The organism is Sinisalibacter lacisalsi (genome assembly GCF_014640115.1).
Classification (GTDB): domain Bacteria; phylum Pseudomonadota; class Alphaproteobacteria; order Rhodobacterales; family Rhodobacteraceae; genus Sinisalibacter; species Sinisalibacter lacisalsi.
In genome coordinates, this window is the sequence record NZ_BMGI01000005.1 from 19,196 (window position 1) to 43,987 (window position 24,792).

The following is a 24,792-nucleotide window of genomic DNA, read 5'->3' on the forward strand; positions in this document are numbered from 1 at the left end:
CGATGGATATCCTGGTCACCGGCGCAACCGGCAACGTCGGCCGCGCGGTGCTCACCGCGCTCGCCGGCCAGGGGCACCGGCTTTTTGCCGGGGTGCGGGATCCGGCGCATGCCGACCTCGCCGAAGGGGTGACGCCGGTTCACGTCGACCTCGCCGAGGGCACCGGGCCGCAGCAGGCGTTTGACGCGATCTTCCTCATGCGCCCGCCGCAGATCGCCGATCCCGCCCCGTTTCGCCGTTTTCTGGAAGCGCAGCGACGCGCAACCCGGATCGTGTTTCTCTCGGTGCAGGGCGCCGAGCGCCGGGGCTACCTGCCGCACGCCAAGATCGAGGCGGTGATCCGCGACATGGGCTTTGCCCATTGCTTCGTGCGGCCGGCCTATTTCATGGAAAACCTTCTCACCACGCTCGCCCCGGAACTGAAACGCGCGGGCCGCGTCTACCTGCCCGCCGGCCGGCTCGCGCTTGACTGGGTCTCGGCGCGCGACATCGCGCAGGTCATTGCCGCCGCGCTCACCGGCGCGACCGATCGCGCCTCGGTGACGGTGGCGAGCGGCCGGCGCCTTGGATTCACCGAGGCGCTCGCGGCGGTGAACCGCGCCGCCGGCACCGGCTTTCGCTACCAGCCCGCCAGCCTGCCCGGCTACCTCCGCCACGCCCGCGCCCGGGGCATGGGCTGGGGGATGATCGGGGTGATGCTGCTCCTGCATTTCCTGCCCCGGTTCAGCCGGCCCGAGACGGCGTCCGGCGAGGCCGAAGCCGTTCTCGGCCGACCGCTGGAAACGATCGAGGATTGGGCCGGCCGCAACGCCGGTGCGCTGCGCGCGCTCGCCGGGGCGGACGCCCGCGCCTAGTTCGTCGCCCGGACCATCATCCGCTCGTGCACCGCCTGCATCCCGCGCGCGGCCATGTCGCTGACCTCGGCGGCGTGGGTCTGGAGCGCGGCCACCACCTCGGGGTCATCGGAGGTCTGCGTCACCATGATCCCGGTCTCGGTCGCCTCGATCTCGGTGGCGATGCGGTCGCGGCGTTCGAACAGGATGTCGAGCGTGGGCGACTGGATGAAGACCTGCGGGTCGCGCCCCTCGTCGACCCGACCGATCATGCCCACCACGTGGCTCACGATCACCGCCGCGAGATCGGGGTTGGCGGAGAAGGTGTGGGTGCGGATGCCGTCGGGCAGGTTCGTCACCTCGCGCGAGATCGCGGGAAAGTTGCGGAACATCACCGCCATCTCGAAGCTTTCCTCGGGAGTCGCGTCGAGCCCGCGCAGGCCGGGCATGACAGCCATGTCATGGCCGGTGCCATCGGCCCCGTGCATATGCGCGTGCTGCGCGCCCGCCGGAGCCGCGAGCGCCAGCACGATCGCGCCCGCGCCGATCCAGTGGTTGACCGTCATTTCTAATTCTCCCTGTTCTCTGGAGTTGTTGTAGTGCCGCCCGGCCGGGGCGCAGGATCACGGTTGCGTGACGTTCAGCGCCGCGCCGCGAGCACCGCCTCGACTTCCTCCCAGGTGATGAAGCCATCGTTGTCGAGATCCATCAGCAGCATCGCCTCGCCTTCCGGGCCGAGCGGGCCGATTTCGGGCACCGGGTGCATCGCCAGCGCCAGCGCGTGGATCTCGGCAAGGCCGACCGCGCCGTCTTCGTCGGCGTCGGCGGCGGCCCATTCGGCATCGAGCAGCGCAAGCTCGCGGGCACCGAGGCTCTCGCCCCAGCTCATCTCGGCGTGACGGTCGAACTCAGCCCGGCTGATCGCGCCGTCACCGTCGAGATCGTATTGCGTCCAGGCGAGGAAAACCCGTGCGCGGTCGGCGGCGGCGCGGATTTCCAGCGTGACGCCGGGGCCGAGCACCGGGATGTCTCCGGCGACCGCGAGCCGGTCGAACACGGCGCCGAAGCGCTCGAACGGCGCCCGCGAGCCGAGCCGCAGCAAGGCGACCGTCTCCATCGGCAGGGCCACCGTGGCGGGATCGCGCATCGGGCGTTCAAGGTCTTGCGCCATGGCCGGCGCGGCGCCCAGGGCGGCCAGGAGAAGAAGCCATTTCATGCGTTTGCGCTAGCACGCCCGCCCGCCCCCGGCAATGCACGCCGCCGTGAAACAGGGGGCGCACCGACAGCGCCGGGCTCAGGCGGGCCAGCGAGGGCGTCGGCTGGCCTTTGGGCCCGCCCCGATTACGCTGCGCGCTGATGAGGGGAGATCGTCAGGCGGCGGCGGGCCAGGAGGGACATCCAAATCCGCCGCCGCCATCACCCGGTCCCGGTCCTGTGGGACAGGCCGAGCCGGGAGGAAGCCGCGCCGCAGGAGGAGCCGGCGCGGTCCATTTGCGCTCGGGCCGATCACATGGCCGGGAGCAGCACCTTGTCGATCACGTGGATCACGCCGTTCGACTGGCGCACATCGGCGATGGTGACGCTCGCGGTGCGTCCGCGTTCATCGGTCAGCATGAGCTTGCCCATGTCGTAGCTGGCCTGCAGCGTGCAGCCGCCCAGCGTGGCCACGTCATGCACACCGCCATCGTCTTCGACCATCGACATGATCGCGTCCGACATCGCGTTCGCCGCGACCACGTGGCAGGTCAGCACCTCGACCAACTGGTCCTTGTTTTCCGGCATCAGCAGGCTTTCGACCGTGCCGCCCTGCAGCATGTCGAACGCCGCGTCGGTCGGGGCGAAAACGGTGAACGGGCCCTCGCCCGACAGCGTCTCGACAAGGCCCGCCGCCGTGACCGCGGCCACGAGGGTTTCGTGATCGGCCGAGTTCACCGCGTTCTCGACGATGGTCTTGTCGGGAAACATCGCGGCGCCGCCCACCATCGGGTTGCCGGTGTCGGTCTGGCTCGTCGCGATGCCCGGCCCGGCAAGGCCGAGGACGATCGCGGTGGCGGTGGTGGCAAATGTCTTGCGGAACATGTGGTTCTCCCTTTGATACGTGTCTTTGGTCGTCCCGGGCCGGTTACCCGGGATCACCTGAAGCCACGCAGGGAGAGGGGGGCGAGTTTCACGCCCGCGTTCACAAGCGCATCACGCCTCCGTGAGCGCACCGGCCGCCAGCACCGCCCCGGTCGGCTGGCCGGTGGGAGAGCCGCCCGCGGGCTCATCCGAGACGGCCAGCACAGCGCCGTCGAGGGCGGTGCGCAAGTCCGGCGCGACCGCCACCACCATCGCCGGGCTTTCGGGCAGCACCCCGAGCGAGACCGGCGCATCGTCGCCGGCGATGATCCAGAGCTCCAGCGCGCGCCCGGCGGGCACCACGCCCCCCTCGCGGGCGACGAAAAGGGTTCCCGCCCCGGCGTCGTAGGCCGCCGCGAGGCGCAGGTCGCCATCCTGCGAGACCAGCTCGGCGCGGTAGGCGGGCGCCTCGGGGGGCACTGGCCCGCGCGGATCGAAGCCGGGCCAGACCAGCACCGCGGCGGCGAGCGCCGCGGCCAGCGCGACCGGGGCGGCCCAGCCCCACCAGCGCCGCCGCCGCGCCCCGAACAGCCGCCGCTCGGTCGCGCGCAAGACCCGCGCGGGCGGGTCCACCGGCGCGATCTCGTCCGCCAGCCCGGCGAGATCATCCTGCCATGAAGCGACCAGCGCGGCGAAATCGGGATCGGTGGCCAGGCGCGCGGAAACCGCCCGCGCCTCCTCGGGCGGGAGAACGCCGAGCACGTATTCGCCAGCGAGCGCGCGGTCGTCGTCCGACTTGTCGGTCCCGGTCATCGTTCGAGACACTCCCTCAGTTTCAACAGGCTGCGGCGCAGCCATGTTCGCATCGTGTTGAGCGGCACCGCGAACCGCTCGGCCAGTTCGGCATAGGTCTCGCCATCCAGATAGGCGCGGCGCACCGCGTCCGCACGCTGCCCGTCAAGCTCCTCGAAACAGGCCTCGATTCGACCGCGTTCCGACCGCGCCACCGCTGCCGCCTCCGGACCGGGTCGGGCATCGGCCACCTGGATCGCCTCGTCGAGCACGACCTCGCCGGCGCGGCGGCGCCGCAACCGGTCGATCGCGTGGTTTCGCGCCACGGTGATCAGCCAGGTCATCGGGCTGTAGCCGTTGACCCGGTAGCGCCCCGCCCCGTGCCAGACCTTGACGTAGATCTCCTGCAGCGCCTCTTCCGCCTCGCCCCGGTCCTTCAAGATACGCCAGGTGAGGCCGAACAGTTTCGCCGAGGTGTTGCGGTACAACGCGCCGAAGGCGGCTCGGTCTCCCTGCGCCGTGCGTGCCAGCCAGACTTCCAGATCGTCCCGGGTCGCCATCGTCCCTCGCGCGTTCGACCCAGCCTAAGCGATCCGACGCGGCCTTGGCCACCCGCAAGCGCCCGCCGCAACCCGCGCCCCCCGCCCCCGGCCTCTTGCACACCCCCCCAATATCGGGCACCAACGGGCGACGGGCAGAACCCTTGGAGAAACGCTAGGCAATGGACGGCACGATGGATATCAACGCGCGGCCAACCGAGGACATCTCGGTTCGGGATGTTTTCGGGATCGACACGGACATGATGGTGAAGGGCTTCGAGGAGCCGACAGACCGCGTGCCGGAATTCGACCCGACCTACAAGTTCGATCCCGATACCACGCTGGCGATCCTCGCGGGCTTCTCCCACAACCGCCGGGTGATGATCCAGGGCTACCACGGCACCGGCAAGTCGACCCATATCGAACAGGTCGCCGCCCGGCTGAACTGGCCCGCCGTGCGCGTCAACCTCGACAGCCATATCAGCCGGATCGACCTGATCGGCAAGGACGCGATCAAGCTGCGCGACGGCAAGCAGGTGACCGAGTTTCACGAGGGGATCCTGCCCTGGGCGCTGCGCAATCCCGTCGCCATCGTCTTCGACGAATACGACGCCGGCCGCGCCGACGTGATGTTCGTGATCCAGCGGGTGCTCGAGCATGACGGCAAGCTGACGCTGCTCGACCAGAACGAGATCATCACGCCGCACAAGTATTTCCGCCTCTTCGCCACCGCCAACACCGTCGGCCTGGGCGACACCACCGGGCTCTACCACGGGGTGCAGCAGATCAACCAGGCGCAGATGGACCGCTGGAGCCTCGTCGCCACGCTGAACTACCTCAGCCACGACGCCGAAACCGCGATCGTGCTGGCGAAGGCGCCGCATTTCAACACCGAGAAGGGCCGCAAGCAGGTGAGCCAGATGGTGACCGTGGCCGACCTCACCCGCACCGCCTTCATGAACGGCGATCTCTCCACGGTGATGAGCCCGCGCACGGTGATCAACTGGGCGTGGAACACCGAGATCTTCCGCAACGTCGGCTACGCCTTCCGCCTGTCGTTCCTCAACAAGTGCGACGAGCTGGAGCGTCAGACCGTGGCCGAGTTCTACCAGCGCTGCTTCGACGAGGAACTGCCGGAGAGTGCGGCGAGCGTGGCGATGGGGTGATCGGCGGCGGCCGGGGGGCGCTGCCCCCCGGACCCCCCGAGGTATTTTTGGACCCAAGAAGGAGATACGCGATGCTGATCCAGATTGATCTCGAAGCCCGCGTATCGCTTGGCCGGACATGAACAAACCCACCGATAACCCCGCCGATCCGTTCAAGAAGGCGCTGGCCGAGGCCACCAAGGTGATGGCCGACGACCGCGAGTTGAACGTCACCTACACGGTGGACCCGTCGGGCATTTCCGGCGAAACCGTGCGGCTGCCGCAGGTCACCCGGCGGATGGCGCGCGACGAGGTTCTGCTGGCCCGCGGGGTGGCCGATGCGCTGGCGCTGCGCCACAAGTTTCACGACGCCGCCACCCATGCCCGTTACCTGCCGCAGGGCGAGATGGCGCGCACGCTCTACGAGGCGATGGAAACCGCCCGCTGCGAGGCCGTGGGCGCGCGGGTGATGCCCGGCACCGCCTCCAACATCGACAACAAGATCGCCGATGAAGCCGCCAAGCGCGGCTATGCCAACATGACCTCCACCGACGAGGCGCCGCTGGCGGAGGCGGCGGGCTACCTGGTGCGCCACCTCGCCACCGGGCGCGCTCTGCCGCCGGGCGCGCAGAACGTGCTCGACCTCTGGCGCGGCTTTCTCGACGCGCAGGCGAGCGACACGCTGGGCGAGCTTGACGAGACCCTCGCCGACCAGCGCGCCTTCGCCCGGCTGGCCCGGCGGGTGATCGAGGACCTTGGCTACGGCGACCAGCTCGGCGACGACCCCGACGCCGAGGACGAGAACCAGGACCGCGACGCCGAGACGGACGAGACCGAGCAGGAAGAGGACGCCACCCAAGAGGAAAGCCCGGAGAGCGAAAAGACCGACGAGGCCGAGGCCGAACGCTCGGAAGACGACGTCGAGCCCGATCCGCAATCGGCCGAGGTTTCGCTCGATGACCTGTCGGATCTCGAGGCCGGCGAGGAGGCCGAGCTGCCCGAGGCCGAGGCGCCGCCCGAGCCCCCGGCCCCGCCGCCGCATTCCGAGGCCGACCCGCATTACAACGTCTACGACGATGTCCACGACGAGGAGATCAAGGCCGAAGACCTTGCCGAACCGGCCGAGCTCGAACGCCTGCGCGCCTATCTCGACCAGCAGCTCGAACCGCTCAAGGGCGCGGTCTCTCGGCTGGCCAACAAGCTCCAGCGCCGCTTGCAGGCGCAGCAGAACCGCTCGTGGGAGTTCGATCTCGAAGAGGGCATTCTCGATGCCGGCCGCCTCGCCCGCGTGGTCGCCAACCCGACCACGCCGCTCAGCTTCAAGGTCGAGAAGGACACCGAGTTCCGCGACACCGTGGTGACGCTGCTGCTCGACAATTCCGGCTCGATGCGCGGCCGGCCGATCTCGATCGCGGCGATCACCGCCGACGTGCTGGCGCGCACGCTGGAGCGGGTCGACGTGAAGGTGGAAATCCTCGGCTTCACCACCCGGGCCTGGAAGGGCGGGCTGGCGCGCGAGAAATGGCTGGCCGACAACCGGCCGCAAAGCCCGGGCCGCCTCAACGACCTGCGCCACATCATCTACAAGTCCGCCGACGCGCCAATGCGGCGCACCCGGCTGAACCTCGGGCTGATGATGAAGGAAGGGCTGCTGAAGGAAAACATCGACGGCGAGGCACTGGAATGGGCGCACCGCCGGCTGCTCGCCCGCCCCGAGGCGCGCAAGATCCTGATGGTGATCTCCGACGGTGCCCCGGTGGATGACAGCACGCTCAGCGTGAACCCGGCCAATTACCTCGAGAAGCACCTGCGCGACGTGATCGCCATGGTCGAGCGCCGCCGCCAGGTCGAACTGCTGGCGATCGGCATCGGCCATGACGTCACGCGCTATTACGACCGCGCGGTGACGATCACCGATGCCGACCAGCTCGCCGGCGCGGTGACCGAGCAGCTCGCGGTGCTGTTCGACCCCGATCCGAGGGCGCGGGCGCGGGTTCTGGGGATGAGGCGCGCCGGCTGAAGGTGCCACGCGGTGCGGCTGCGCCGCGCCGGTTTGTTCGATTGGGGGTTTCACCCCCAAACCCCCAAGGTATTTTGGGACCCAAGAAGACCCGGTGCGGAGGCCGCGATGTTCCAGAGTTTCGAAACCACCGCCGATCCGGCGCAGGGCCCCGGGCGGCTGGCGCGGCTGCGCGCGGTGATGGCGCGCGACGGGCTGGCGGGCTTCTTCGTACCGCGCGCCGATGCCCACCAGGGCGAATACGTGGCCGATTGCGACGCCCGGCTGGCCTGGCTGACCGGCTTTACCGGCTCGGCCGGCTTCTGCCTGGCGCTGGCGGACGTGGCGGGCGTGTTCGTCGACGGGCGCTATCGCACGCAGGTCAAGGCGCAGGTGGATCTCGGCGCCTTCATCCCGGTGCCCTGGCCCGAGACCGATCCCGCCGCCTGGCTGCGCGAGAAATTGCCCGGCGGCGGCAAGGTGGGCTTCGATCCCTGGCTGCACACCCGCGGCGCGATCGAGAAGATGGAAAAGGCGCTCTCGGGCAACGGGATCGCACTGGTGGCCTCGGAGAACCTCGTCGACGAGATCTGGGACAACCGCCCCCTGCCGCCGCGCGGCGCGGTGCGGCCGCAGCCCGAGGGGCTCGCCGGGCGGGGCCATGGCGACAAGCGCGCCGAGCTTGCCGCCGGCCTGCGCGCCGAGGGCCAGCGCGCGGCGGTGCTCACGCTGTCGGACAGTATCGCCTGGCTGCTCAATATTCGCGGCGACGACATTCCGCATATCCCGGTGGTGCAGGGCTTCGCCATCCTGCATGACGACGGGCGGGTGGCATTGTTCACCCACCCCGCGCGACCCGCCGGTATCGGCGACCATCTCGGGCCCGAGGTCTGGCTTTATCCCGAGAGCGCCTTCGAGGCGGCGCTGCTGGAACTGGACGGGCCGGTACGGGTCGACAAGGCCAGCGCCCCCGACGCGGTGGCGCGCATCCTCGAGGCCGGCGGCGTGGAGATCGCCTGGGGCGACGATCCCTGCATCCTGCCGAAGGCGAAGAAGACCGCGGCCGAGATCGAGGGCGCGCGCGCGGCGCATCTGCGCGACGGCGCGGCGATGGTGGAGTTTCTCGCCTGGTATGACGCCACCGCGCATCGCGGCGGGCTCACCGAGATCGACCTTGTGGTGGAACTGGAGGCCCAGCGCCGCGCCACCGGCGCCCTGCGCGACATCAGCTTCGAGACGATCTCGGGCTCGGGGCCGCATGGCGCGGTGATCCATTACCGGGTGACGCGCGAGACCAACCGCGGCCTCGCCCCTGGCGACCTGGTGGTGCTGGATTCCGGCGGGCAATACGACGACGGCACCACCGATATCACCCGCACGCTGCCGGTGGGCGAGGTCGGCCGGGCCGAGCGCGAGGCCTTCACCCGCGTGCTTCAGGGCATGATCGCGATCAGCCGGGTGCAGTTTCCGCGCGGGCTGGCGGGGCGCGACCTCGACGCGCTGGCGCGTTATCCGCTGTGGCTGGCACATTGCGATTACGACCATGGCACCGGCCATGGCGTGGGCAGCTACCTTTCGGTGCACGAGGGGCCGCAGCGGCTGTCGAGGCTGTCGGAGGTGGCGCTGGAGCCGGGAATGATCCTGTCGAACGAGCCGGGCTATTATCGCGAAGGGGCCTTCGGCATCCGGATCGAGAACCTGGTCGTGGTGCGCGAGGCCGATCGCCCCGAGGGCGGCGACGCGCGCGACATGCTGGGATTCGAAACCCTCACCTTCGTGCCGATCGACCGGCGGCTGGTGATGGCGGGGATGCTGAGCGCGGCCGAACGCGACTGGCTCGACGGCTACCACGCCGAGGTGCGCAGGAAACTGGCGCCGCGGGTGTCGGAGCCGGCGCGGGCCTGGCTCAAGGCGGCCTGTGCGCCGATCTGAGGCGATGAACCGGGATCGCCCCGAGGCGGGCGCCCACAGCGGAGGAGAGACAAGAGATGAGCGAGACCAATCGCATCCGCCGGGTGCCCGGCAAATGGGTCGTGCGCGCCGGGGGCGCGGTGCTGGGCGAGAGCGCCGAGGTGCTGGAACTTTCCGAGCCGGGGCGCCCGGACGTGCTCTATTTTCCCCGCGCCGATCTGGCGATGGCGATGCTGGAACCCTCGGCCACGCGCACGACCTGTCCGTGGAAGGGCGAGGCGCATTACTACGCGATCCACACCAAGTCGACCGTGATCGAGGACGCGGGCTGGAGCTACGAGGCGCCGAAAGAGGCCGCCGCCCGGATCGCCGGGCACATCGCTTTCGATCCCGGCAAGGTGACGGTGGAGGAGATCTGAGGCAAGCGCCTCAGCCGATCCAGCGGCGCGACGGGAAGGCCACGACGTTGCCCGCCGCGAGCCGCTCGCGCGCCACCGTGCTGCCGGCGCGGGCGGCATCGACGAGTCCGCGCAGGCCCTCGCGCGCGCGCCCCTGTGCCGTGCCCGAGGCAATCACGTCGCGCATATGCGGGAAGCCATGCGCCTGCTCGGTCATCGCGGCCGCGTCATAGGCCACCTGGCCAAGCCCGGAGTAGTGCCTGAGCGAGCCGCCGGCGCGGCGCAGGCGGCCCTCGAACAGGGCGGTGGCGATCAGGCATTCATCCCCGAGACGGCGCAGGATGTCGGGCGGGGCGTGCGCCTCCATCGCCCGCGTCACCCGCACCGTCAGCCCGTCGAGCCCGGGGTGATCGCGCATGAACCTAGCGATGGTGATGGCGAGGTAATGCTTGAGCGTATCGGTAAGCGGTATGCCGCTGTCCTTCATTCCCGCATCGACGATGTCATCGGCCGCAGCCACGAAGACGTCCTGCATCGCGCCTCCTTCCCTGCATCTGTGCGGCAAGGCTAGCGCGGGTTTGCGCCGTCACAAAACGGAATCTTCGCGGTGCGGAGGCACCCCGCTAGGAATGCTCCTCCGCCGCCGTCGCCGCGAGCACCCGGTTGAATGCCTTGAGCGCATCGACCTGGTGTAGCGCGCCCAGGAGTTCCGGCGGCGCACCCTCGCCCGCGATGGTGACAACGGGGATGAAGCTCACCCCGGATTGCTCGAACACCGGCATCGCCGCCTCGAGCGTGGCGTTGGCGTCGATATAGACGCCGTCCTCGACGAGCGCCCAGAGCTGGTCTTCCGGCGCGGCGCGGCGCTCGGCGAGCTTGCGCATCGCGGAGGCCACGCGCACGGTCGAAAGCAGGTAGGCCTGCGGCCCGGCCGCCAGGTGGATGCCGCGCCGCTCCAGCTGGGTGAGAAAGAAGGAGCGTTCCACCAGCCGCGAGGCCAGCGCCGATGAGAGCGAGACGCTGGCCATCACCGCGATCCCGGTCTGCCAGTCGCCGGTCAGCTCGAAGACGATGAGCGTGGTGGAGATCGGCGCGCCGAGCACGGCGGCGGCCACGGCGCCCATGCCGGCGAGGGCGTAGAGCGTCTGCGAGCCCGAAACCTCCGGCAGGATCGAAGTGGCGACGATGCCGAAGGCCAGCCCGGTGAGCGCGCCCAGCATCAGCGAGGGCGAGAACACGCCGCCACCCATCCGGCCGCCGATGGTGATCGCCACCGCCACCACCTTGAGCACCGCGAAAACCACCGCCTCGTGCAGCAAGAGCTCGCCGGTGAGCGCTGCGGAGGTCGTCTCGTAGCCCACGCCGATGATATGCGGAAAGAAGATCGCCATGACCCCGAGCAGGAGCCCGGCCAGCGCCGGGCGCAGCACCCGCGGCAGGCGGCTGTGTTTCTGCAGGGTGTCGGCGAGATCCTCGGTGATGAAGATCGCCCGCATCAGCACCCCCGCCACGAGGCCCGAGACCAGCCCGAGAATGAGGAAGGCGGGCAGCTCGACGTAGAAGGCCACGCCGCCCGCGACCGGCAGGGCGAACTCGGTCACGTCGCCGAACTCGATCCGGTTGATCACCGTGCCCGCGACCGAGGCGATGGCGATCGGGGCGAAGGCATGCACCGCGAAGTGGCGCAGCACCACTTCGAGCGCGAACAGCGCGCCGGCGATCGGGGCGTTGAACGAGGCCGAAACCGCCGCCGCCACGGCGCAGCCCAGGAGGTCGCGCCCGGTGATGCCGTCGGCCTTGATCCAGCGCGAGATCCAGGTCGAGATCACCGCGGCGAGGTGGACCACCGGCCCCTCGCGCCCCGAGGAGCCGCCGGTGGACAGGGTGATGAAGGAGGCAAGCGCCGAGCCAAGGCCCGCCCGTCGCTCGACCCGCCCCTCGAACAGCGCGGCCCCCTCGATCACGTCGGCCACCGCGCGCACCCGACCGTCGGGGGTGAACCAGTTGAGGATGATCCCCACCACCAGCCCGCCGGCGACCGGGATCAGCAGCACCCAGTACCACGGCAGGGTTTCGGCATGGCTGTGCAGCAGGCGGATATCGCCGCTGCGATAGAGCGCGGCCTGCAGCCGTTCGATCCCGAGCCGGAACAGGAGCGCGGCGAAGCCGGCGGCGATGCCGATGATCAGCGCGATGAACCAGAACTGAACCTGCCCCGGCCCCTTCTCGCGCAACAACCGCCACGCCAGCGCCAGTTCCCGGCGCAACGCGACGAGGGCGGCGTGTAAATACAATTTTAGCCTTCTCGGCATGACCGCCTCGGTCTCGGGCTTTGCAACGGCCTGTGGTCTGGCCTAGATTGACCCGGGTTCACGAGGGGGGATGGCATGACCATCGACGCCGCGCTCACCGAGCTTTCGGCTCTTCTAGGCGATCGGTTGAGCCGGTCCAAGTCCGATCTGGAAGCGCACGGCGCGAGCGAAGCCCATTTTGCCCCCGCACCGCCCGATGCGGTGGCCTATCCCGAGAGCACCGACGAGGTGGCGCAGGTGCTGCGGATCTGCCACGCGCAGGGCTGTCCGGTGATCGCCTACGGCGCGGGCACCTCGCTCGAAGGCCACACCGGCGCGGTTGCCGGCGGTCTCAGCCTCGATCTGTCGCGCATGAACAAGCTGCTCGCGCTGCGCCAGAGCGATATGCAGGCGGTGGTTCAGCCCGGGCTCACCCGCGAGGTGCTGAACCGCGAGTTGCGCGCCACGGGGCTGTTCTTCTCCGTCGATCCCGGCGCCAATGCCTCGCTGGGCGGGATGGCGGCTACCCGCGCCTCGGGCACCACCGCGGTGCGCTACGGCACGATGCGCGACAATATCCGCGCGCTCGAAGTGGTGTTGGCCGGTGGCCGGGTGATCCGCACCGGCAGCGGCGCGCGCAAATCCGCCGCCGGCTACGATCTGACCGGGTTGTTTCTCGGCTCCGAGGGCACGCTGGGCATCATCACCGAGTTGACGGTGCAGTTGCACGGTCAGCCCGAGGCGATCTCGGCGGCGGTCTGCGGCTTCGAGCGCATGGCGGACGCGGTGGACGCCGTGGTCGCGGTGATCCAGATCGGCATCCCGGTGGCGCGGATCGAGTTCGTCGACGCCGAAACGGTGCGCGCCGTCAACGCCTATTCCGGCACCGATCTGCCGCTGCGCCCGCACCTCTTCGTCGAGTTTCACGGCTCCGATAGCTCCGTTGCCGAAGATGCCGCGCGGTTCGGCGAGGTGGTGGCGGATTTCGGCGCCGCCGATATCGGCACGGCAACGCGGCCGGAAGACCGCACCGCGCTCTGGACCGCGCGCCACCACGCCTACTGGGCCTGCCTCGGGCTCAGGCCCGGTGCGACGGCGATCGTCACCGACATCTGCGTGCCGATCTCGCGGCTGGCCGAGGCGGTGGAGGAAACCCGGGCCGACATCGCCGCCTCGCCGATCCCCGGGCCGATCCTCGGCCATGTCGGCGACGGCAATTTTCACGCCATCCTGCTGGTCGAGCGCGGCAACGAAAGCGAACTGGCCGAGGCCGGCCGCCTCGCCGGGCGGATGGCCGAACGCGCCCTGCGCCTCGGCGGCACGATCACCGGCGAACACGGCATCGGCATCGGCAAGCTCGCCCACATGGCGGCCGAGCACGGCGCGGCCTGGGAGGTGATGGGAGAGATCAAGCACGCCCTCGATCCTGCGAACATCCTCAACCCCGGCAAGCTGGTGCCGGGGCCATGACCAGACCCACGGCGTTCAAGAAATCGCTGGCCCGGGCCCGGCTGCGGGTTCGGCGCAACGTGCCGCCCGGCCTGCGGCTGGTCGTCGGGCTGATCCTGATGGTGGCGGGCGTCTTCGGCTTCCTGCCGGTGCTCGGCTTCTGGATGATCCCGCTCGGGATGCTGGTCGCGGCACTCGACGTCCGCCCGATCTGGCGACGGTTCAGGCGCTAGGCTTGCACTTTTCGAACATGTTCGGAAGGAAAAGTTCGAAAACTTCGCCGAACCTTTCAATTTTCATACCATTTCCGGAATCCGGAGACGGACCTCCGCTCAACCCGCAAGCAGCGTTTTCGCCGCCGCGCGGGCCTCTTCGGTGATCCGGTCGCCCGAGATCATCCGCGCCACCTCGTCGATGCGCGCGTCAGCCCCGAGCGGATGCACCCGGGTGCGGGTGATCTCGCCCTCGACCGATTTCGCAACCTGCCAGTGATGCGCGCCCAATGCCGCCACCTGCGGACTATGGGTCACCACCAGCACCTGCCCGCCCTCGTCGGCGAGCGTCTTCAGCCGGCGACCGACGGCATCCGCCGTGGCCCCGCCAACGCCGCGGTCGATCTCGTCGAAGATCATCGTCAGCCCGCTGGCATCGCGGGTAAGGCAAACCTTGAGCGCGAGCAGGAAGCGGCTGAGTTCGCCGCCCGAGGCGATCTTGTTCAAGGGTCCGGCCGGTGCGCCGGGGTTGGTGGCGACGGTGAAACTCACCGCGTCGCGCCCCTCCGGCCCCGGCTCGGCAGCGGCGATCGAGGTGGTGAACACCGCTCGCTCCATCTTCAGCGGCGCAAGCTCGGTCGCCATGCCGGCGTCGAGCCGCGTCGCCGCCTCGGCCCGCGCCGCACTCATCGCCGCGGCCGCCGCGTCGTAGTCCGCTGCCGCCTCGGCCCGCGCCCGCTCGAGCGCGGCCAGATCCTCCGCGCCGGCATCAATCGCGGCGAGCTTGTCGGCGATCTCGACGGCGAACGCCGAGAGCTCGTCGGGGGCCACGCCGTGCTTGCGCGACGCCGCCCGGATCGCGAACAGCCGCTCCTCGACACGTTCCAACTCGCCCGGATCGAAGGCCAGCGCCTCCAGCGCCGTCTCGACCCCCTGCACCGCCTCGCCCAGTTCGGCGAGCGCCCGGTCAAGCGCGTCGATCGGCGCGTTGAGCGCCTCGCCCGCCTTGTCGGCCACGCCTTCGAGCCAGCGCAGGGCATCGCCCATGCGGCCCTCGGCGCCCTCGCCCGGCCCCAGCGCCTGCGCCGCCTTGGAAACGTCTTCGCCGATGCGTTGGCCCGCCTGCATCATCCGCCGCCGCGCGTCCAGTTCCGCATCCTCGCCCGGCTCGGGGGCGAGCTTGGCCAGTTCGTCGCCGGCGTGGCGCAGGAAATCCTCTTCCGCCCGCGCCGCGGCAAGCCGCGTCTCGGCATCTTCCAGCGCGCGCCCCGCCGCCCGCAGCCGCGCCCAGGCCGCGCGCGTCTCGGCCACCCGGGGTTCCAGACCGCCAAAAGCATCGAGCAGGGTGCGGTGCACGCGGGGGTTCAGAAGCCCGCGGTCATCCTGCTGGCCGTGCAGTTCCACCAGCGTATCGGAGAGCGCGCGCAGCACCTCGCCCGAGGCGCGCCGATCGTTGATCCACGCGGTCTTGCGCCCGTCGGCCCGGTTCACCCGGCGCAGGATCAGCTCCTCGCCGCCCGGCAGGCCCGCCTCGGCGAGCACGTCATGCGCGGCGTGCCCCGGCGCGAGATCGAACACCGCCACCACCTCGCCCTCCTCGGCGCCGGTGCGCACGAGATCGGCCCGCCCGCGCCAGCCGAGCACAAAGCCGAGGCTGTCGAGCAGGATCGACTTACCCGCCCCGGTCTCGCCGGTGAGCACGTTCAGGCCCGGCTGGAACTCCAGTTCCAGCCGGTCGATGATCAGCATGTCTCGAATGTCGAGGGTGCGCAGCATTTGGGTGATGGCCTAGAGCCACTCACCCTTGATGAGCTGTCGGTAGAGCGCGGAGAGCCAGTTGTCGCCCTTCGCCTCGGGCTTCAGACCCTTCGCGGTGAGCAGGGCGTAGCTGTCCTCATACCACTCGGTCGCCCGGAAGTTGTGGCCGAGAATCGCACCCGCCGTCTGCGCCTCGTCGGTCAGGCCGAGCGAAAGGTAGCTCTCCACCAGCCGGTGCAGCGCCTCGGGGGTGTGCGTCGTGGTCTGGAACTGTTCGACGACAACGCGGAACCGGTTGATGGCGGAGGTGTAGTGCTTGCGCTTGAGGTAGTAGCGCCCGACCTCCATCTCCTTCGCCCCGAGGTGGTTGAAGGCGAGATCGAACTTGAGCACCGCCGAGCGGGCGTATTCGGTGTCGGGATAGCGCTCGATCACCGTGCGCAGCGCCTGCAGGGCCTGGAAGGTCTTGCCCTGGTCGCGGCCGATGTCGTCGATCTGGTCGTAATAGCTGAGGGCCAGGAGGTATTGCGCGTAGGCCGCGTCTTCCTCTCCGGGGAAGAAATCGAGGTAGCGCTGCGCCGCGGCGCGCGAATCCTCGTATTCGTAATCCTTGTGGTAGGCATAGGCCTGCATGATCAGCGCCCGCTTGCCCCACTCCGAATAGGGATACAGCCGCTCGACTTCGCCGAACCAGTCCGCCGCTTCCTCGTAATTGCCTTCCTCGAGCTCGTATTCGCCGCGCTTGTAGATTTCCTGGGCCGAGTATTCCTCGATCGGCTTTTTCTCAACTTCGTTGGAACTGAACAGGTTCGAGAACCAGCCGCCGCCACCGCCGGCGCCGCCGGAACACGCCGAGAGGCTGGTGGCCAGCGCCACCATGGCAAGCGTGCTCGTCGCCCGTTTCAATCCGCTGCGATCTACCCTGTCGCGCCGCATGTCTGGCATGGTCCGCGCCTACCCCGTTCCAAGTGATTCACCCGAGACCTTGTGGCCCCCGGCCGAGCTTTCCCCATCCCTAGCACATAAAATCGGCAGGCAAAATGGTTTCGGACGGGAAAAACGCCCGGCCGCTGCCCCTTTTCAACGCCGGTGAATCGCCTGAAGTTCCAGCCGCAAAGGCTTGTCGGAACACAAAAAAGGGCCGGTCGATACCGGCCCTTTCAAGATCCGAGGCGTGGTGTTCAGTTGGCCTGGCGGCGCAGGAAGGCGGGAATCTCCACCCGGTCGTGCTCCGGGTCGGCGGCGGGTTCCTCGTAGGACTGCGCCTGAACCGGGGGCTGCTGGCGCGGCTCCTGAGCCGGCTCGGCATGGTGGCCGGTCATCCGGTTGATGAGCGAGTTGATCCCGAAACGCGGCTTGTTTTCCTGCGGATGCGCGGCGGGCTGGGCCTCGGCCTGGCGCGCGCCGGGGGCGCGCTGCACCGCCGCCTGAAGCCGCTGCACCGCTTCGGGCGAAGGCGTGCCCGGTGCCGGCGCTTTCGGCGCGACGAAGGACGCGACGTGGCTCTCGGCCGGGGCGCTGCGCTGCGCGGCCGGGCGCGGCGCTTCCGCCGCGGGCTGCTGACGCGGCTGGTAGGCCGGCGGCGGCAGGTCGTCTTCCACCTCGTCGGACCGGAAAATGTCTTCCGCCTGTTCCTCGGCAGCGGCGGCGGTGGCGTCGATCTCGTCATCGAAGAACGACGGCTGCGGCGCCTCGTCATCATAGCCGGTCTCGATCGAGGCGGCGGCGGCGATCGCGGCGGGCGCTTCCGTTTCCATCTTGTGCTCGACCTCGATCGGCGCGTGCAGCGGCTCGGCCATGCGACGGCGCGGCACCGGAACTTCCTGCGCCACGTCGGCGGCGTCGATGCCGGTGGCGACGACCGAAACCCGCATCGTGCCTTCCATGCCGGTGTCGAGGGTGGAGCCGACGATGATGTTGGCGTCGGGATCGACTTCCTCGCGGATGCGGTTGGCCGCCTCGTCGAGCTCGAACAGGGTGAGATCGTAGCCGCCGGTGATGTTGATGAGCACGCCGCGCGCGCCGCGCAGGCTGATCTCGTCGAGCAGCGGATTGGCGATGGCCTTCTCGGCGGCCTGAACCGCGCGATCCTCGCCCTCGGCCTCGCCGGTGCCCATCATCGCCTTGCCCATCTCGTCCATCACCGCGCGCACGTCGGCGAAGTCGAGGTTGATCAGGCCCGGGCGCACCATCAGGTCGGTCACGCCCTTGACGCCCTGGTAGAGAACGTCGTCAGCCATCGCGAAGGCATCGGTGAAGGTGGTTTTCTCGTTGGCGATGCGGAACAGGTTCTGGTTGGGAATGATGATCAGGGTATCGACCATCTTCTGCAGCGCCTCGACACCTTCCTCGGCCTGGCGCATCCGCTTGCTGCCCTCGAACTGGAAGGGCTTGGTCACCACGCCCACGGTGAGCACGCCAAGCTCGCGCGCCGCCTGGGCGATGATCGGCGCGGCTCCGGTGCCGGTGCCGCCGCCCATACCGGCGGTGATGAAGCACATGTGCGCGCCCGCGAGATGATCGACGATCTGCTCGATGCTCTCCTCGGCCGCCGCTGCCCCGACGCTGGCGCGCGCGCCGGCCCCGAGACCCTCGGTCACCTTGACGCCCATCTGGATGCAGGACTGGGCCTTCGATTGCTGCAGCGCCTGGGCATCGGTGTTGGCCACCACGAAATCGACGCCATCGAGGGCTTTGTCGATCATGTTGTTGACCGCGTTACCGCCTGCCCCGCCAACGCCGAACACCGTGATGCGGGGTTTCAGCTCGTCCTGTCCGGGCATGGTGAGGTTCAAAGTCATGATCTGTCCGCCTGTCCTTGTTTCGCCGCACGCGCGTGCACGTTTATCTGTCCTGTCCCACCGCTGCCGGGCGGGTTGCCTGCTATTGTCCAAACTTAGACACGTTTCCGCCCCTCGTCACGAAAAAAAACGCGAAAACGCCCCGAAATCTTGGGTTTTCGCGCAGCTTTTCGGCGGCATCTTGCCATTTGGCCAAGATATAGCGGTTACCAGTTGTCCTTGAACCATTTGACCGCCCAGCGCAGGCTTCGGGCCGGGTAGCTCTCGGCGGGGATGTCGAAATCCCACCATTCGTCCTGGGGATGGGCAGCGAAGAGGCACAGCCCCACGGCCGAGGCGAAGGCCGCGCCGGTCGCGGCCTGTGGCAGGCCCTGAACGCGCAACGGCCGACCGATGCGCACTTGCTGGCCGAGAATCTTCGGTGCCAATCCATCTAGGCCCGGAATCTGCGATGCCCCGCCGGTCAATACAATCTGCTGGCTCGGCAGGTGCTCGAAACCGGCGGCATCCAGCCGGTCGCGCACCTCTTCGAGGATCTCCTCGACCCTTGGCCGCATGATCCCGATCAGCTCCGACCGGCTGACGGTGCGCCGGTCCTTCTCCCAGTCGCCGCTGTCGCCGCCGATCTCGATCCGCTCACGGTCGTCCATCCCGGTGGCATAGACGCCGCCGTAGAAGGTCTTGATCCTCTCGGCGGTGTTCCAGGGCACCTGCAGGCCCTTGGAGATATCGGAGGTGACGTGGTCGCCACCAAGGCGCACGCTGTCGGCGTAGATCATGTGTTTCTTGATGAAGATCGAAAGCCCGGTGGAGCCGCCGCCCATGTCGATGCAGGCCGCGCCCAGTTCCTGCTCGTCCTCCACCAGCGCGGAAATCCCCGCCGCATAGGCCGACGAGGCGATGCCCGCCAGTTCGAGGTCGCAACGGTTGATACAGTGCAGCACGTTGCGCGCCACGTTGGCATCGACGGTGAGCACGTGCATGTCGACGGAGAGCCGGTTGCCGATCTGCCCGCGCGGATCGGACAGCCCGGTGCGGTGATCGAGCGCGAAGTTGACCGGCTGGGCATGGAGCACCTCGCGCCCCTCGCCGATCGGCGGCAGGTCGCAGGCGGCCAGAACGCGGGCGATATCGTCCTCGCGCACCGCGCCGCCGGCAAGCTCGATCGAGCCGGCAAGGCCGTAGCTCCTCGGGTTCGCCCCCGCGAAGGTGGCGATGACGTGATCGACGCGGGTGTTGGCCATCTTCTGGGCGCCCTGAACGGCGGTGCGGATCGCGCGCTCGGTTTCCTGCATCGCGTCGATCTCGCCGAACCGCACCCCGCGCGAGCGCGTGGTGGCGGCGCCGATCACGCGGAACGCCGATTGCCCGGCGAGCGACCCCACGCCATCGGCGGCGCGGAAGGTCTCGGGCCCGTCGAAGCGGAGCACGAGGCAGCCGATCTTCGAGGTGCCGATATCGAGAATGGCGATCACCCCGCGTTGCATCGCGGCGCGGCGCATCGCGCGCATGGCTCTTTGTTGCTGGTAAAGCTCGGTCATCGGGTCTTACTCCAGTGAAAGGCTTCGGATCCGCCGAAGCTCCTCGACCGCCGGCTCGGCGAGGCGGAGCGTCGGGCGTTGCGGGGTGCGCATGTCGATGTGGGTGACATTGCGGGCGAGTAGGTCCTGCGCCTGATCAAGGGCCAGCACCTGGTCGAGGGCGGCGACCGGCGATACCTCGGGCAGCAGGATCATCTGGCCATCGGCCAGAACCATGTCCCAGCGCCGCTCGCCGACCCGCACGAGGCCGCGCAGGCGCGCGCCGAGCGGGCCCGCGGCGCGGATCAGCGCCAGCGCCTCGGCGGCTTCGGCGTCCGCCCCCTGCCCGGCCACCAGCGGCAGATCGGGGCGGGCGCGCCGTTCGGTGACGGAGGCGACGCGGTGGCCACTGGCGTCGATCAGTTCGAGCTTGCCCGGCGCGCGCCAGACCAGCGCCGGTTCGCGTTCGCTGATGTTGATCTGCATCACGCCGCCCGGGCGAATGTGGATATCGACCGCCTCGACCACGTCGAGCGCCGCCACCACCGCCTGCATCCCGGCAAGATCGAGATCGAAGGACGACACCGGGAAATCCACCGGCAGCAATTCGCGGATCGCCTTGTCGACCACCGGCGAGGCCCCCTCGATCACCATCAGCTTGACCATGAATTCCGGCCGCGTCTCGATCGAGCGGCGGAATTCGGCGGTTTTCTCGGCGATGGCGTAGCGGTTGGTGGGGTTGGAGAAATACCAGCCCATCGCGGTGAGGATCAGGAAGGTGGGCACGCCGACCCGCATCAGCGAACGGTAGAGCGGCGTGAGCCAGAGGCGGTGGAAGCGATAGCGCAGCCGCGAAGGGGCGGGATCGCGGCGCACCGGGGCGGCGCCGTGGCGGGCGCGCGCGTCGGCGCGGGGGGCCCTCAGCGGTTGCAAGAGGCGTCCTCCACCATCCAGGCGCACAGCGGGCCGAAGCCGATGCCCGCCGCCGCCGCCTGCTCGGGCACCAGCGAGGTGGGGGTCATCCCCGGCTGGGTGTTGGTTTCCAACAGCACCAGCCCGTCGACGCCGCGCGTGTCGTCCCAGCGAAAATCGGTGCGGCTCACGCCCCGGCAGCCCAGCACCTCGTGCGCGCGCAGGGCGTAATCGAGGCAGTGCAGCTCGATCTCGGGCGGAATCTCGGCCGGGATCACGTGGCGCGATCCGCCCTCGGCGTATTTCGCCTCGTAGTCATACCAGCCGTCGGTGACGATCTCGGTCACCGCCAGCGCCCTGTCGCCGACCACGGTGGTGGTCAGTTCGCGCCCGGGCAGGTAGGCCTCGACCATCATCACCTCGGGGCTGTCCGCGGCCAGATCGGGCGGCGTGTTGGCGCCCTCGGGCACGATGTAGACCCCCACCGAGGAGCCTTCATTGTAGGGCTTCACCACGTAGGGCGGCGCCATCACGTGGCGGCGGCGGATCGTCTCGGCCGGCCAGAGCCCGCTCTCGGCCACCGGCAGCCCCTCGGCGCGGAAGGCGATCTTGGCCTTCTCCTTGTCCATCGCGAGGGCGGAGGCGAGCACGCCGGCATGGGTATAGGGAATGCCCATCCACTCGAGGATGCCCTGCACGCAGCCATCCTCGCCCCAGCGGCCATGCAGCGCGTTGAAGGCGACATCGGGCTTGATCTCATCGAGGCGCGCGCAGAGATCGGGGCCGGCATCGACCTCGATCACGTCGTATCCCTCGCCTCGCAGCGCCGCGGCGCATTCCCGCCCCGATGACAGCGACACCTCGCGCTCGGCGGAGGGGCCTCCCATCAATACTGCGACCCTGAGGGCTTTCCTGCTCGGTTCGCCCACTGTCTGCCTCGTGATCCCGGCCTTATCGCTGGCCGGTGAACAAGCTCGTTATTTATCGGCGGGTTCTCCGACCCGCATGATTTCCCATTCTAGCGTTATACCGGCGTTTTGGAATACCCTTTTTCGAACATCTTCTCCCAGCGCCTCGAGATCGGCCGCCGTGGCGCCGCCGGTGTTGGTGAGAAAATTCGCGTGCTTGGGGTTCATCTGCGCCCCGCCCAGCCGCGCCCCGCGCATCCCGGCCTCCTCGATCAGCTTCCAGGCCTTGAGATCGTGCACATCGTCGGCCCGCCCGGTGGAGGAGAACCCGGCGGGGTTGCGGAAGGTCGAGCCGGCGGTGCGGTCCTTCGTCGGCTGGGTCTCGTCGCGCCGGGCCAGTTGCGCGGCCATGCGCGCCTCCAGTTCGGCCGGGTCGCCCGCGGGCGTGTCGAAGCTGGCGCGGGTGAGCACCCATCCCTCGGGCAGGGTCGACTGGCGGTAGGCGAAGCGCAGATCCTCCGCCGTGAGCGTGACCACCTCGCCCGAGCGGGTGACGGCGCGGGCCTCGGCGAAGACATCCGCCACGTAGGTGCCGTAGCACCCTGCGTTCATCCGCACCGCGCCGCCGATGGCGCCGGGAATGGTGCGCAGGAAGGTGAGATCACGCCCCGCCTCGGCCGCGCGACGGGCGACGTGGGCATCGAGCGCGGCGGCCCCGGCGGTGACGCGGGCACCATCGACCTCGATCGCGTTGAAGCCCCGGCCGAGCCGGATCACCACACCGCGAATGCCGCCGTCGCGCACGATCAGGTTGGAGCCCACGCCCATCGGGAACACCGGGATCGCAGGGTCGAGCGCGGCGAGGAAATCGGCCAGATCCGCCTCGTCGGCGGGCAGGAACAGCGCGTCTGCCGGGCCGCCCACTCGCATCCAGGTGAGCCCGGCGAGGGAGCGGTTCTCGATAATGGTGCCGCGCACGGGGGGGAGATCGAGGGTCATGGCCGATGGGTAGCCGGTGGCAGCGGTGCGGGCAAGAGTGGTTTCTCCCGCTGCCGCGGGCGGTGCGCGGGAGGGCTGTCTGGATGATTTCGCGCGAGCAGAGATCAGGAACCCGGCAGGCGTTTGCGGGCGCGCGAACGCCGAGAGGGCGTCGCCCCCTGGTGCTGGCAAGAGGGGTTTCCCCCGCTGGCGCGGGCGACCCGCGGGGGGGGCGCTGCCCCCCGGACCCCCCGAGGTATTTTGGACCCAAGAAGAGGCGCCGAATGCGCATGTTCCCGATCAGCGCAAATGGCGCGCGATCCGTTTGAGCCAGCGCCAGAGGTAGATCACCGGCCAGCGCAGCACCGAGGCGCCGGCGGCGAGCACGAGGAAACCGATGAGCGGGCCGTTTTGCCACGTCACCCAGCCGAGCAGCGGAATGCCGGTGGCGATCAGCACCCAGGCGGCGGGCCAGTGACCCCGGCGCGAGGGCGTGAGGGCGATCAGGTTGGCGGCGATCGCCCAGAGGGCGGCCGCGATGAGAGAAGGGGTCATTCGTCGGGGATCTCGAGCTTTTCGCCCCGGATCAGCGCGGGGATCGCCTTGAAGCCGTTGCGAAACAGCGAGGCGAAGGCGAGGAAGGCGGGCAGCGCCCAGAGCCAGCCGTGGTCGACCCCGATCCAGACGATGAGGGCGAGACCGGCAAGGCCCAGCGCCGCGCCGGGGATGATCTGGCGGCGGATGGGGAGAAAGGCCACGGCGGTGGCGGCGATGACCCAGAGGGCGGCGAAGACGAGGGAGGGGGTCATGGCGGGCCTGCTCTATTGGTTTGCGGGCAGGATGGCGCGGGGTGGGGGTGGTGGCAAGTCTAGGATTTCGAGGAAAACACCGAATCCCTGACCATCTTGGCGGCTTCCGCGATAGACTTGTTGCCGAATACCGCCACCCCTGCCCCCAATGCCCATTGCGTCGGCACGCCAATCATCGGGAGGGCGAAAGCAGTCGCTGCAACCAAGCCCATGCGTATCGTGTTTCCGGCAATTTCGCCGCCCATCGCGTAAACTCCACCGACAACGTCGTCGGCATTGTCGCGAGGCCACTCCTTGAACTTGTTCAGGTAGAGCCGGCCCAGTTTCTCGGCCTTCTCGGCGTCATCAAGGGGCATATTCGGCCCGTCGGGAACGAGAGCCTGCAAGGCTTCCACCGCGTGGTGGATCGTCGTCAATGTCCGGATCTGGCGCTTGGCCTCTTCCTCGTCGTCGGCGTCGCGATAGTTGCGGTCTTGAAGACGTTTCACTTCCAACACGATGAACCCGAGGATGGTGCCGAACGTCGGGGGCAGATCGGCGCGGTGGCGCTCCATCGCCTGCTTCGTCGCCTGCACGCGGTCGGGCGCAGCAGGCGGCAAGGCGGAGATGGTCCTGTCGAGGTCGTCTTCGCCAGTCTCGAACTCCGCCTCGATCCGCGCGATTTCCTCGGCCACCGCTTCGGCGCCCTGTGTCCAGATATCCTCGTCGATCAGGGCGATCTGGTAGAGGACGGGGGCGGGGATGGGGGGATGGCTGGCGGGGTCGAGCAGGCTTTCATACCAGCGCAGCCAGAAGGCGTAAGGCGAGCCGGGGCGGGACCAGTCCACGCGGGTGGTGGTCCATTGCTCCTGCAGGGGGTTGGTGTCGGGCCAGAGGGGCCCCCACGGGAGGGACGCGCCGTTGTCGACCGCTTCGGCATCGTGGCGGACGGCCTGCCAGACGGAGGTGGCGGCGTCTAAGTTTTTGGCGGAGGTAGCGAAGGCACCGAAAGCGGAGTCGTCAGCTGTGGAGGCTGCAAGGGAGGCAAAGGCGGATCTAGCGACGGCGCGGGCGGTCGCAGAGCCGACGGCATTTATCGAAGCTCTGGCGGTTAAGGTAGCTCGCGTTTTATCAGCGAAGGGATCGGCGTCGGCTCTGGACGCATGCTCGTAGGCGGAATCGGTGGCACGCACGATTTCATTGGTTGATGATACTGCCGCGACCGACGAAATCAGATTTGCCCGCAAAATTGGCAGCGAAGTCAGCTCACGTTCCTTAGCCTTCTCTGTCTGGCAGTAAACCGCCCACACCGGCATGACCCGCGCCGCCGCGCGGGCGGCGATGGCGATCGCCACCTCGCGGGGCTGGCCTCCCAGCCAAGCCTCCAGGCTCTCCCGGTCCCTGATATCCGCCGCACGCGTCATGGGGGAACCATAGGCGGTTGGCGGGGGCTGTCCAGCGGGGGATGCGCGGGGTTGGGGATGGTTTTGCCGGGCTGAA

Annotated in this window: 24 protein-coding genes; 7 read left to right on the plus strand and 17 right to left on the minus strand. The window is 69.1% G+C overall.

The features are described from left to right. The first annotated feature begins 2 nt into the window (after positions 1–2). Positions 3–854 (plus strand): NmrA family NAD(P)-binding protein, encoded by an 852-nt coding sequence (locus IEW01_RS14090; protein ID WP_188528822.1) that lies wholly within the window; start codon positions 3–5, stop codon positions 852–854. Here the strand turns inward: IEW01_RS14090 and IEW01_RS14095 are convergent. The 5 genes from IEW01_RS14095 to IEW01_RS14115 form a co-directional block, all read right to left on the minus strand. Further along, the gene (locus tag IEW01_RS14095; RefSeq protein ID WP_229738284.1) at positions 851–1,399 is read right to left on the minus strand and encodes a hypothetical protein; all 549 of its coding nucleotides are present in this window, start codon (positions 1,397–1,399) and stop codon (positions 851–853) included. The genes IEW01_RS14090 and IEW01_RS14095 overlap by 4 nt on opposite strands. 74 nt (positions 1,400–1,473) lie before the next feature. Next, on the minus strand, positions 1,474–2,049 hold the full coding sequence (locus IEW01_RS14100) for an EF-hand domain-containing protein (RefSeq protein ID WP_188528824.1): 576 nt from the start codon (positions 2,047–2,049) through the stop codon (positions 1,474–1,476). 290 nt (positions 2,050–2,339) lie between these two features. Then, positions 2,340–2,912, minus strand: coding sequence for a fasciclin domain-containing protein (locus IEW01_RS14105; protein WP_188528826.1), 573 nt, complete (start codon positions 2,910–2,912; stop codon positions 2,340–2,342). Positions 2,913–3,023: 111 nt separating this feature from the next. After that, complete coding sequence (locus tag IEW01_RS14110) at positions 3,024–3,704, minus strand: anti-sigma factor (RefSeq protein ID WP_188528828.1); 681 nt, start codon at positions 3,702–3,704, stop codon at positions 3,024–3,026. Further along, on the minus strand, positions 3,701–4,243 hold the full coding sequence (locus tag IEW01_RS14115) for a sigma-70 family RNA polymerase sigma factor (protein WP_188528830.1): 543 nt from the start codon (positions 4,241–4,243) through the stop codon (positions 3,701–3,703). The genes IEW01_RS14110 and IEW01_RS14115 overlap by 4 nt, the downstream gene beginning before the upstream one ends. 161 nt (positions 4,244–4,404) lie before the next feature. On the opposite strand from IEW01_RS14115, the gene cobS reads away from it, so the two are divergent. The 4 genes from cobS (at position 4,405) to IEW01_RS14135 (ending at position 9,696) form a co-directional block, all read left to right on the plus strand. Continuing rightward, entirely contained in the window at positions 4,405–5,388 is a 984-nt protein-coding gene (gene cobS / locus IEW01_RS14120; RefSeq protein ID WP_188528832.1) for a cobaltochelatase subunit CobS, read from the plus strand. Between the two features lie 118 nt (positions 5,389–5,506). Then, positions 5,507–7,387: a cobaltochelatase subunit CobT gene (cobT, locus tag IEW01_RS14125; RefSeq protein ID WP_188528834.1), complete on the plus strand. Its 1,881-nt coding sequence runs from the start codon at positions 5,507–5,509 to the stop codon at positions 7,385–7,387. 108 nt (positions 7,388–7,495) lie between these two features. Next, a complete protein-coding gene (locus IEW01_RS14130) occupies positions 7,496–9,298 on the plus strand; it encodes an aminopeptidase P family protein (RefSeq protein ID WP_188528836.1) in 1,803 nt (600 codons plus the stop codon). Positions 9,299–9,354: 56 nt separating this feature from the next. Next, the gene (locus IEW01_RS14135; protein WP_188528838.1) at positions 9,355–9,696 is read left to right on the plus strand and encodes a DUF427 domain-containing protein; all 342 of its coding nucleotides are present in this window, start codon (positions 9,355–9,357) and stop codon (positions 9,694–9,696) included. Between the two features lie 10 nt (positions 9,697–9,706). Here the strand turns inward: IEW01_RS14135 and IEW01_RS14140 are convergent, their stop codons facing one another. Together IEW01_RS14140 and IEW01_RS14145 are read right to left on the minus strand one after the other, a co-directional pair. Then, complete coding sequence (locus IEW01_RS14140) at positions 9,707–10,210, minus strand: hypothetical protein (protein WP_188528840.1); 504 nt, start codon at positions 10,208–10,210, stop codon at positions 9,707–9,709. Between the two features lie 88 nt (positions 10,211–10,298). Then, positions 10,299–11,987, minus strand: a complete 1,689-nt coding sequence (locus tag IEW01_RS14145; RefSeq protein ID WP_188528842.1) for a chloride channel protein — start codon at positions 11,985–11,987, stop codon at positions 10,299–10,301. 75 nt (positions 11,988–12,062) lie between these two features. Between IEW01_RS14145 and IEW01_RS14150 the strand changes: the two genes are divergently transcribed. Together IEW01_RS14150 and IEW01_RS14155 are read left to right on the plus strand one after the other, a co-directional pair. Continuing rightward, positions 12,063–13,436, plus strand: coding sequence for an FAD-binding oxidoreductase (locus IEW01_RS14150; RefSeq protein WP_188528855.1), 1,374 nt, complete (start codon positions 12,063–12,065; stop codon positions 13,434–13,436). Next, positions 13,433–13,648: a hypothetical protein gene (locus tag IEW01_RS14155; RefSeq protein WP_188528857.1), complete on the plus strand. Its 216-nt coding sequence runs from the start codon at positions 13,433–13,435 to the stop codon at positions 13,646–13,648. Before IEW01_RS14150 ends, IEW01_RS14155 begins: the two co-directional genes overlap by 4 nt. A gap of 99 nt (positions 13,649–13,747) precedes the next feature. On the opposite strand, the gene recN is transcribed toward IEW01_RS14155, so the two are convergent. The 10 genes from recN to IEW01_RS14205 all read right to left on the minus strand — a co-directional run bounded on the left by recN (position 13,748) and on the right by IEW01_RS14205 (position 24,716). Further along, positions 13,748–15,403 carry a DNA repair protein RecN gene (gene recN, locus IEW01_RS14160; protein ID WP_188528859.1) on the minus strand — a complete coding sequence of 552 codons (1,656 nt, stop codon included), beginning with the start codon at positions 15,401–15,403 and terminating at the stop codon, positions 13,748–13,750. Positions 15,404–15,415: 12 nt separating this feature from the next. After that, positions 15,416–16,321, minus strand: coding sequence for an outer membrane protein assembly factor BamD (locus IEW01_RS14165; RefSeq protein WP_229738305.1), 906 nt, complete (start codon positions 16,319–16,321; stop codon positions 15,416–15,418). Between the two features lie 245 nt (positions 16,322–16,566). Then, on the minus strand, positions 16,567–18,186 hold the full coding sequence (gene ftsZ, locus IEW01_RS14170; RefSeq protein WP_188528861.1) for a cell division protein FtsZ: 1,620 nt from the start codon (positions 18,184–18,186) through the stop codon (positions 16,567–16,569). 206 nt (positions 18,187–18,392) lie between these two features. Next, positions 18,393–19,727, minus strand: coding sequence for a cell division protein FtsA (ftsA, locus tag IEW01_RS14175; RefSeq protein WP_188528864.1), 1,335 nt, complete (start codon positions 19,725–19,727; stop codon positions 18,393–18,395). 6 nt (positions 19,728–19,733) lie between these two features. Next, positions 19,734–20,639: a cell division protein FtsQ/DivIB gene (locus IEW01_RS14180; protein ID WP_308418953.1), complete on the minus strand. Its 906-nt coding sequence runs from the start codon at positions 20,637–20,639 to the stop codon at positions 19,734–19,736. After that, the gene (locus tag IEW01_RS14185; RefSeq protein WP_188528866.1) at positions 20,627–21,505 is read right to left on the minus strand and encodes a D-alanine--D-alanine ligase; all 879 of its coding nucleotides are present in this window, start codon (positions 21,503–21,505) and stop codon (positions 20,627–20,629) included. The genes IEW01_RS14180 and IEW01_RS14185 overlap by 13 nt, the downstream gene beginning before the upstream one ends. A gap of 90 nt (positions 21,506–21,595) precedes the next feature. Then, positions 21,596–22,525, minus strand: coding sequence for a UDP-N-acetylmuramate dehydrogenase (murB, locus tag IEW01_RS14190; protein ID WP_188528868.1), 930 nt, complete (start codon positions 22,523–22,525; stop codon positions 21,596–21,598). A 279-nt stretch (positions 22,526–22,804) separates the two neighbouring features. Next, positions 22,805–23,059, minus strand: a complete 255-nt coding sequence (locus IEW01_RS14195) for a DUF2484 family protein (protein WP_188528870.1) — start codon at positions 23,057–23,059, stop codon at positions 22,805–22,807. Further along, positions 23,056–23,313 (minus strand): DUF2484 family protein, encoded by a 258-nt coding sequence (locus tag IEW01_RS14200; RefSeq protein ID WP_188528872.1) that lies wholly within the window; start codon positions 23,311–23,313, stop codon positions 23,056–23,058. The genes IEW01_RS14195 and IEW01_RS14200 overlap by 4 nt, the downstream gene beginning before the upstream one ends. 59 nt (positions 23,314–23,372) lie before the next feature. Beyond that, positions 23,373–24,716, minus strand: a complete 1,344-nt coding sequence (locus IEW01_RS14205) for a hypothetical protein (protein WP_188528874.1) — start codon at positions 24,714–24,716, stop codon at positions 23,373–23,375. Between the last annotated feature and the right edge of the window lie 76 nt (positions 24,717–24,792).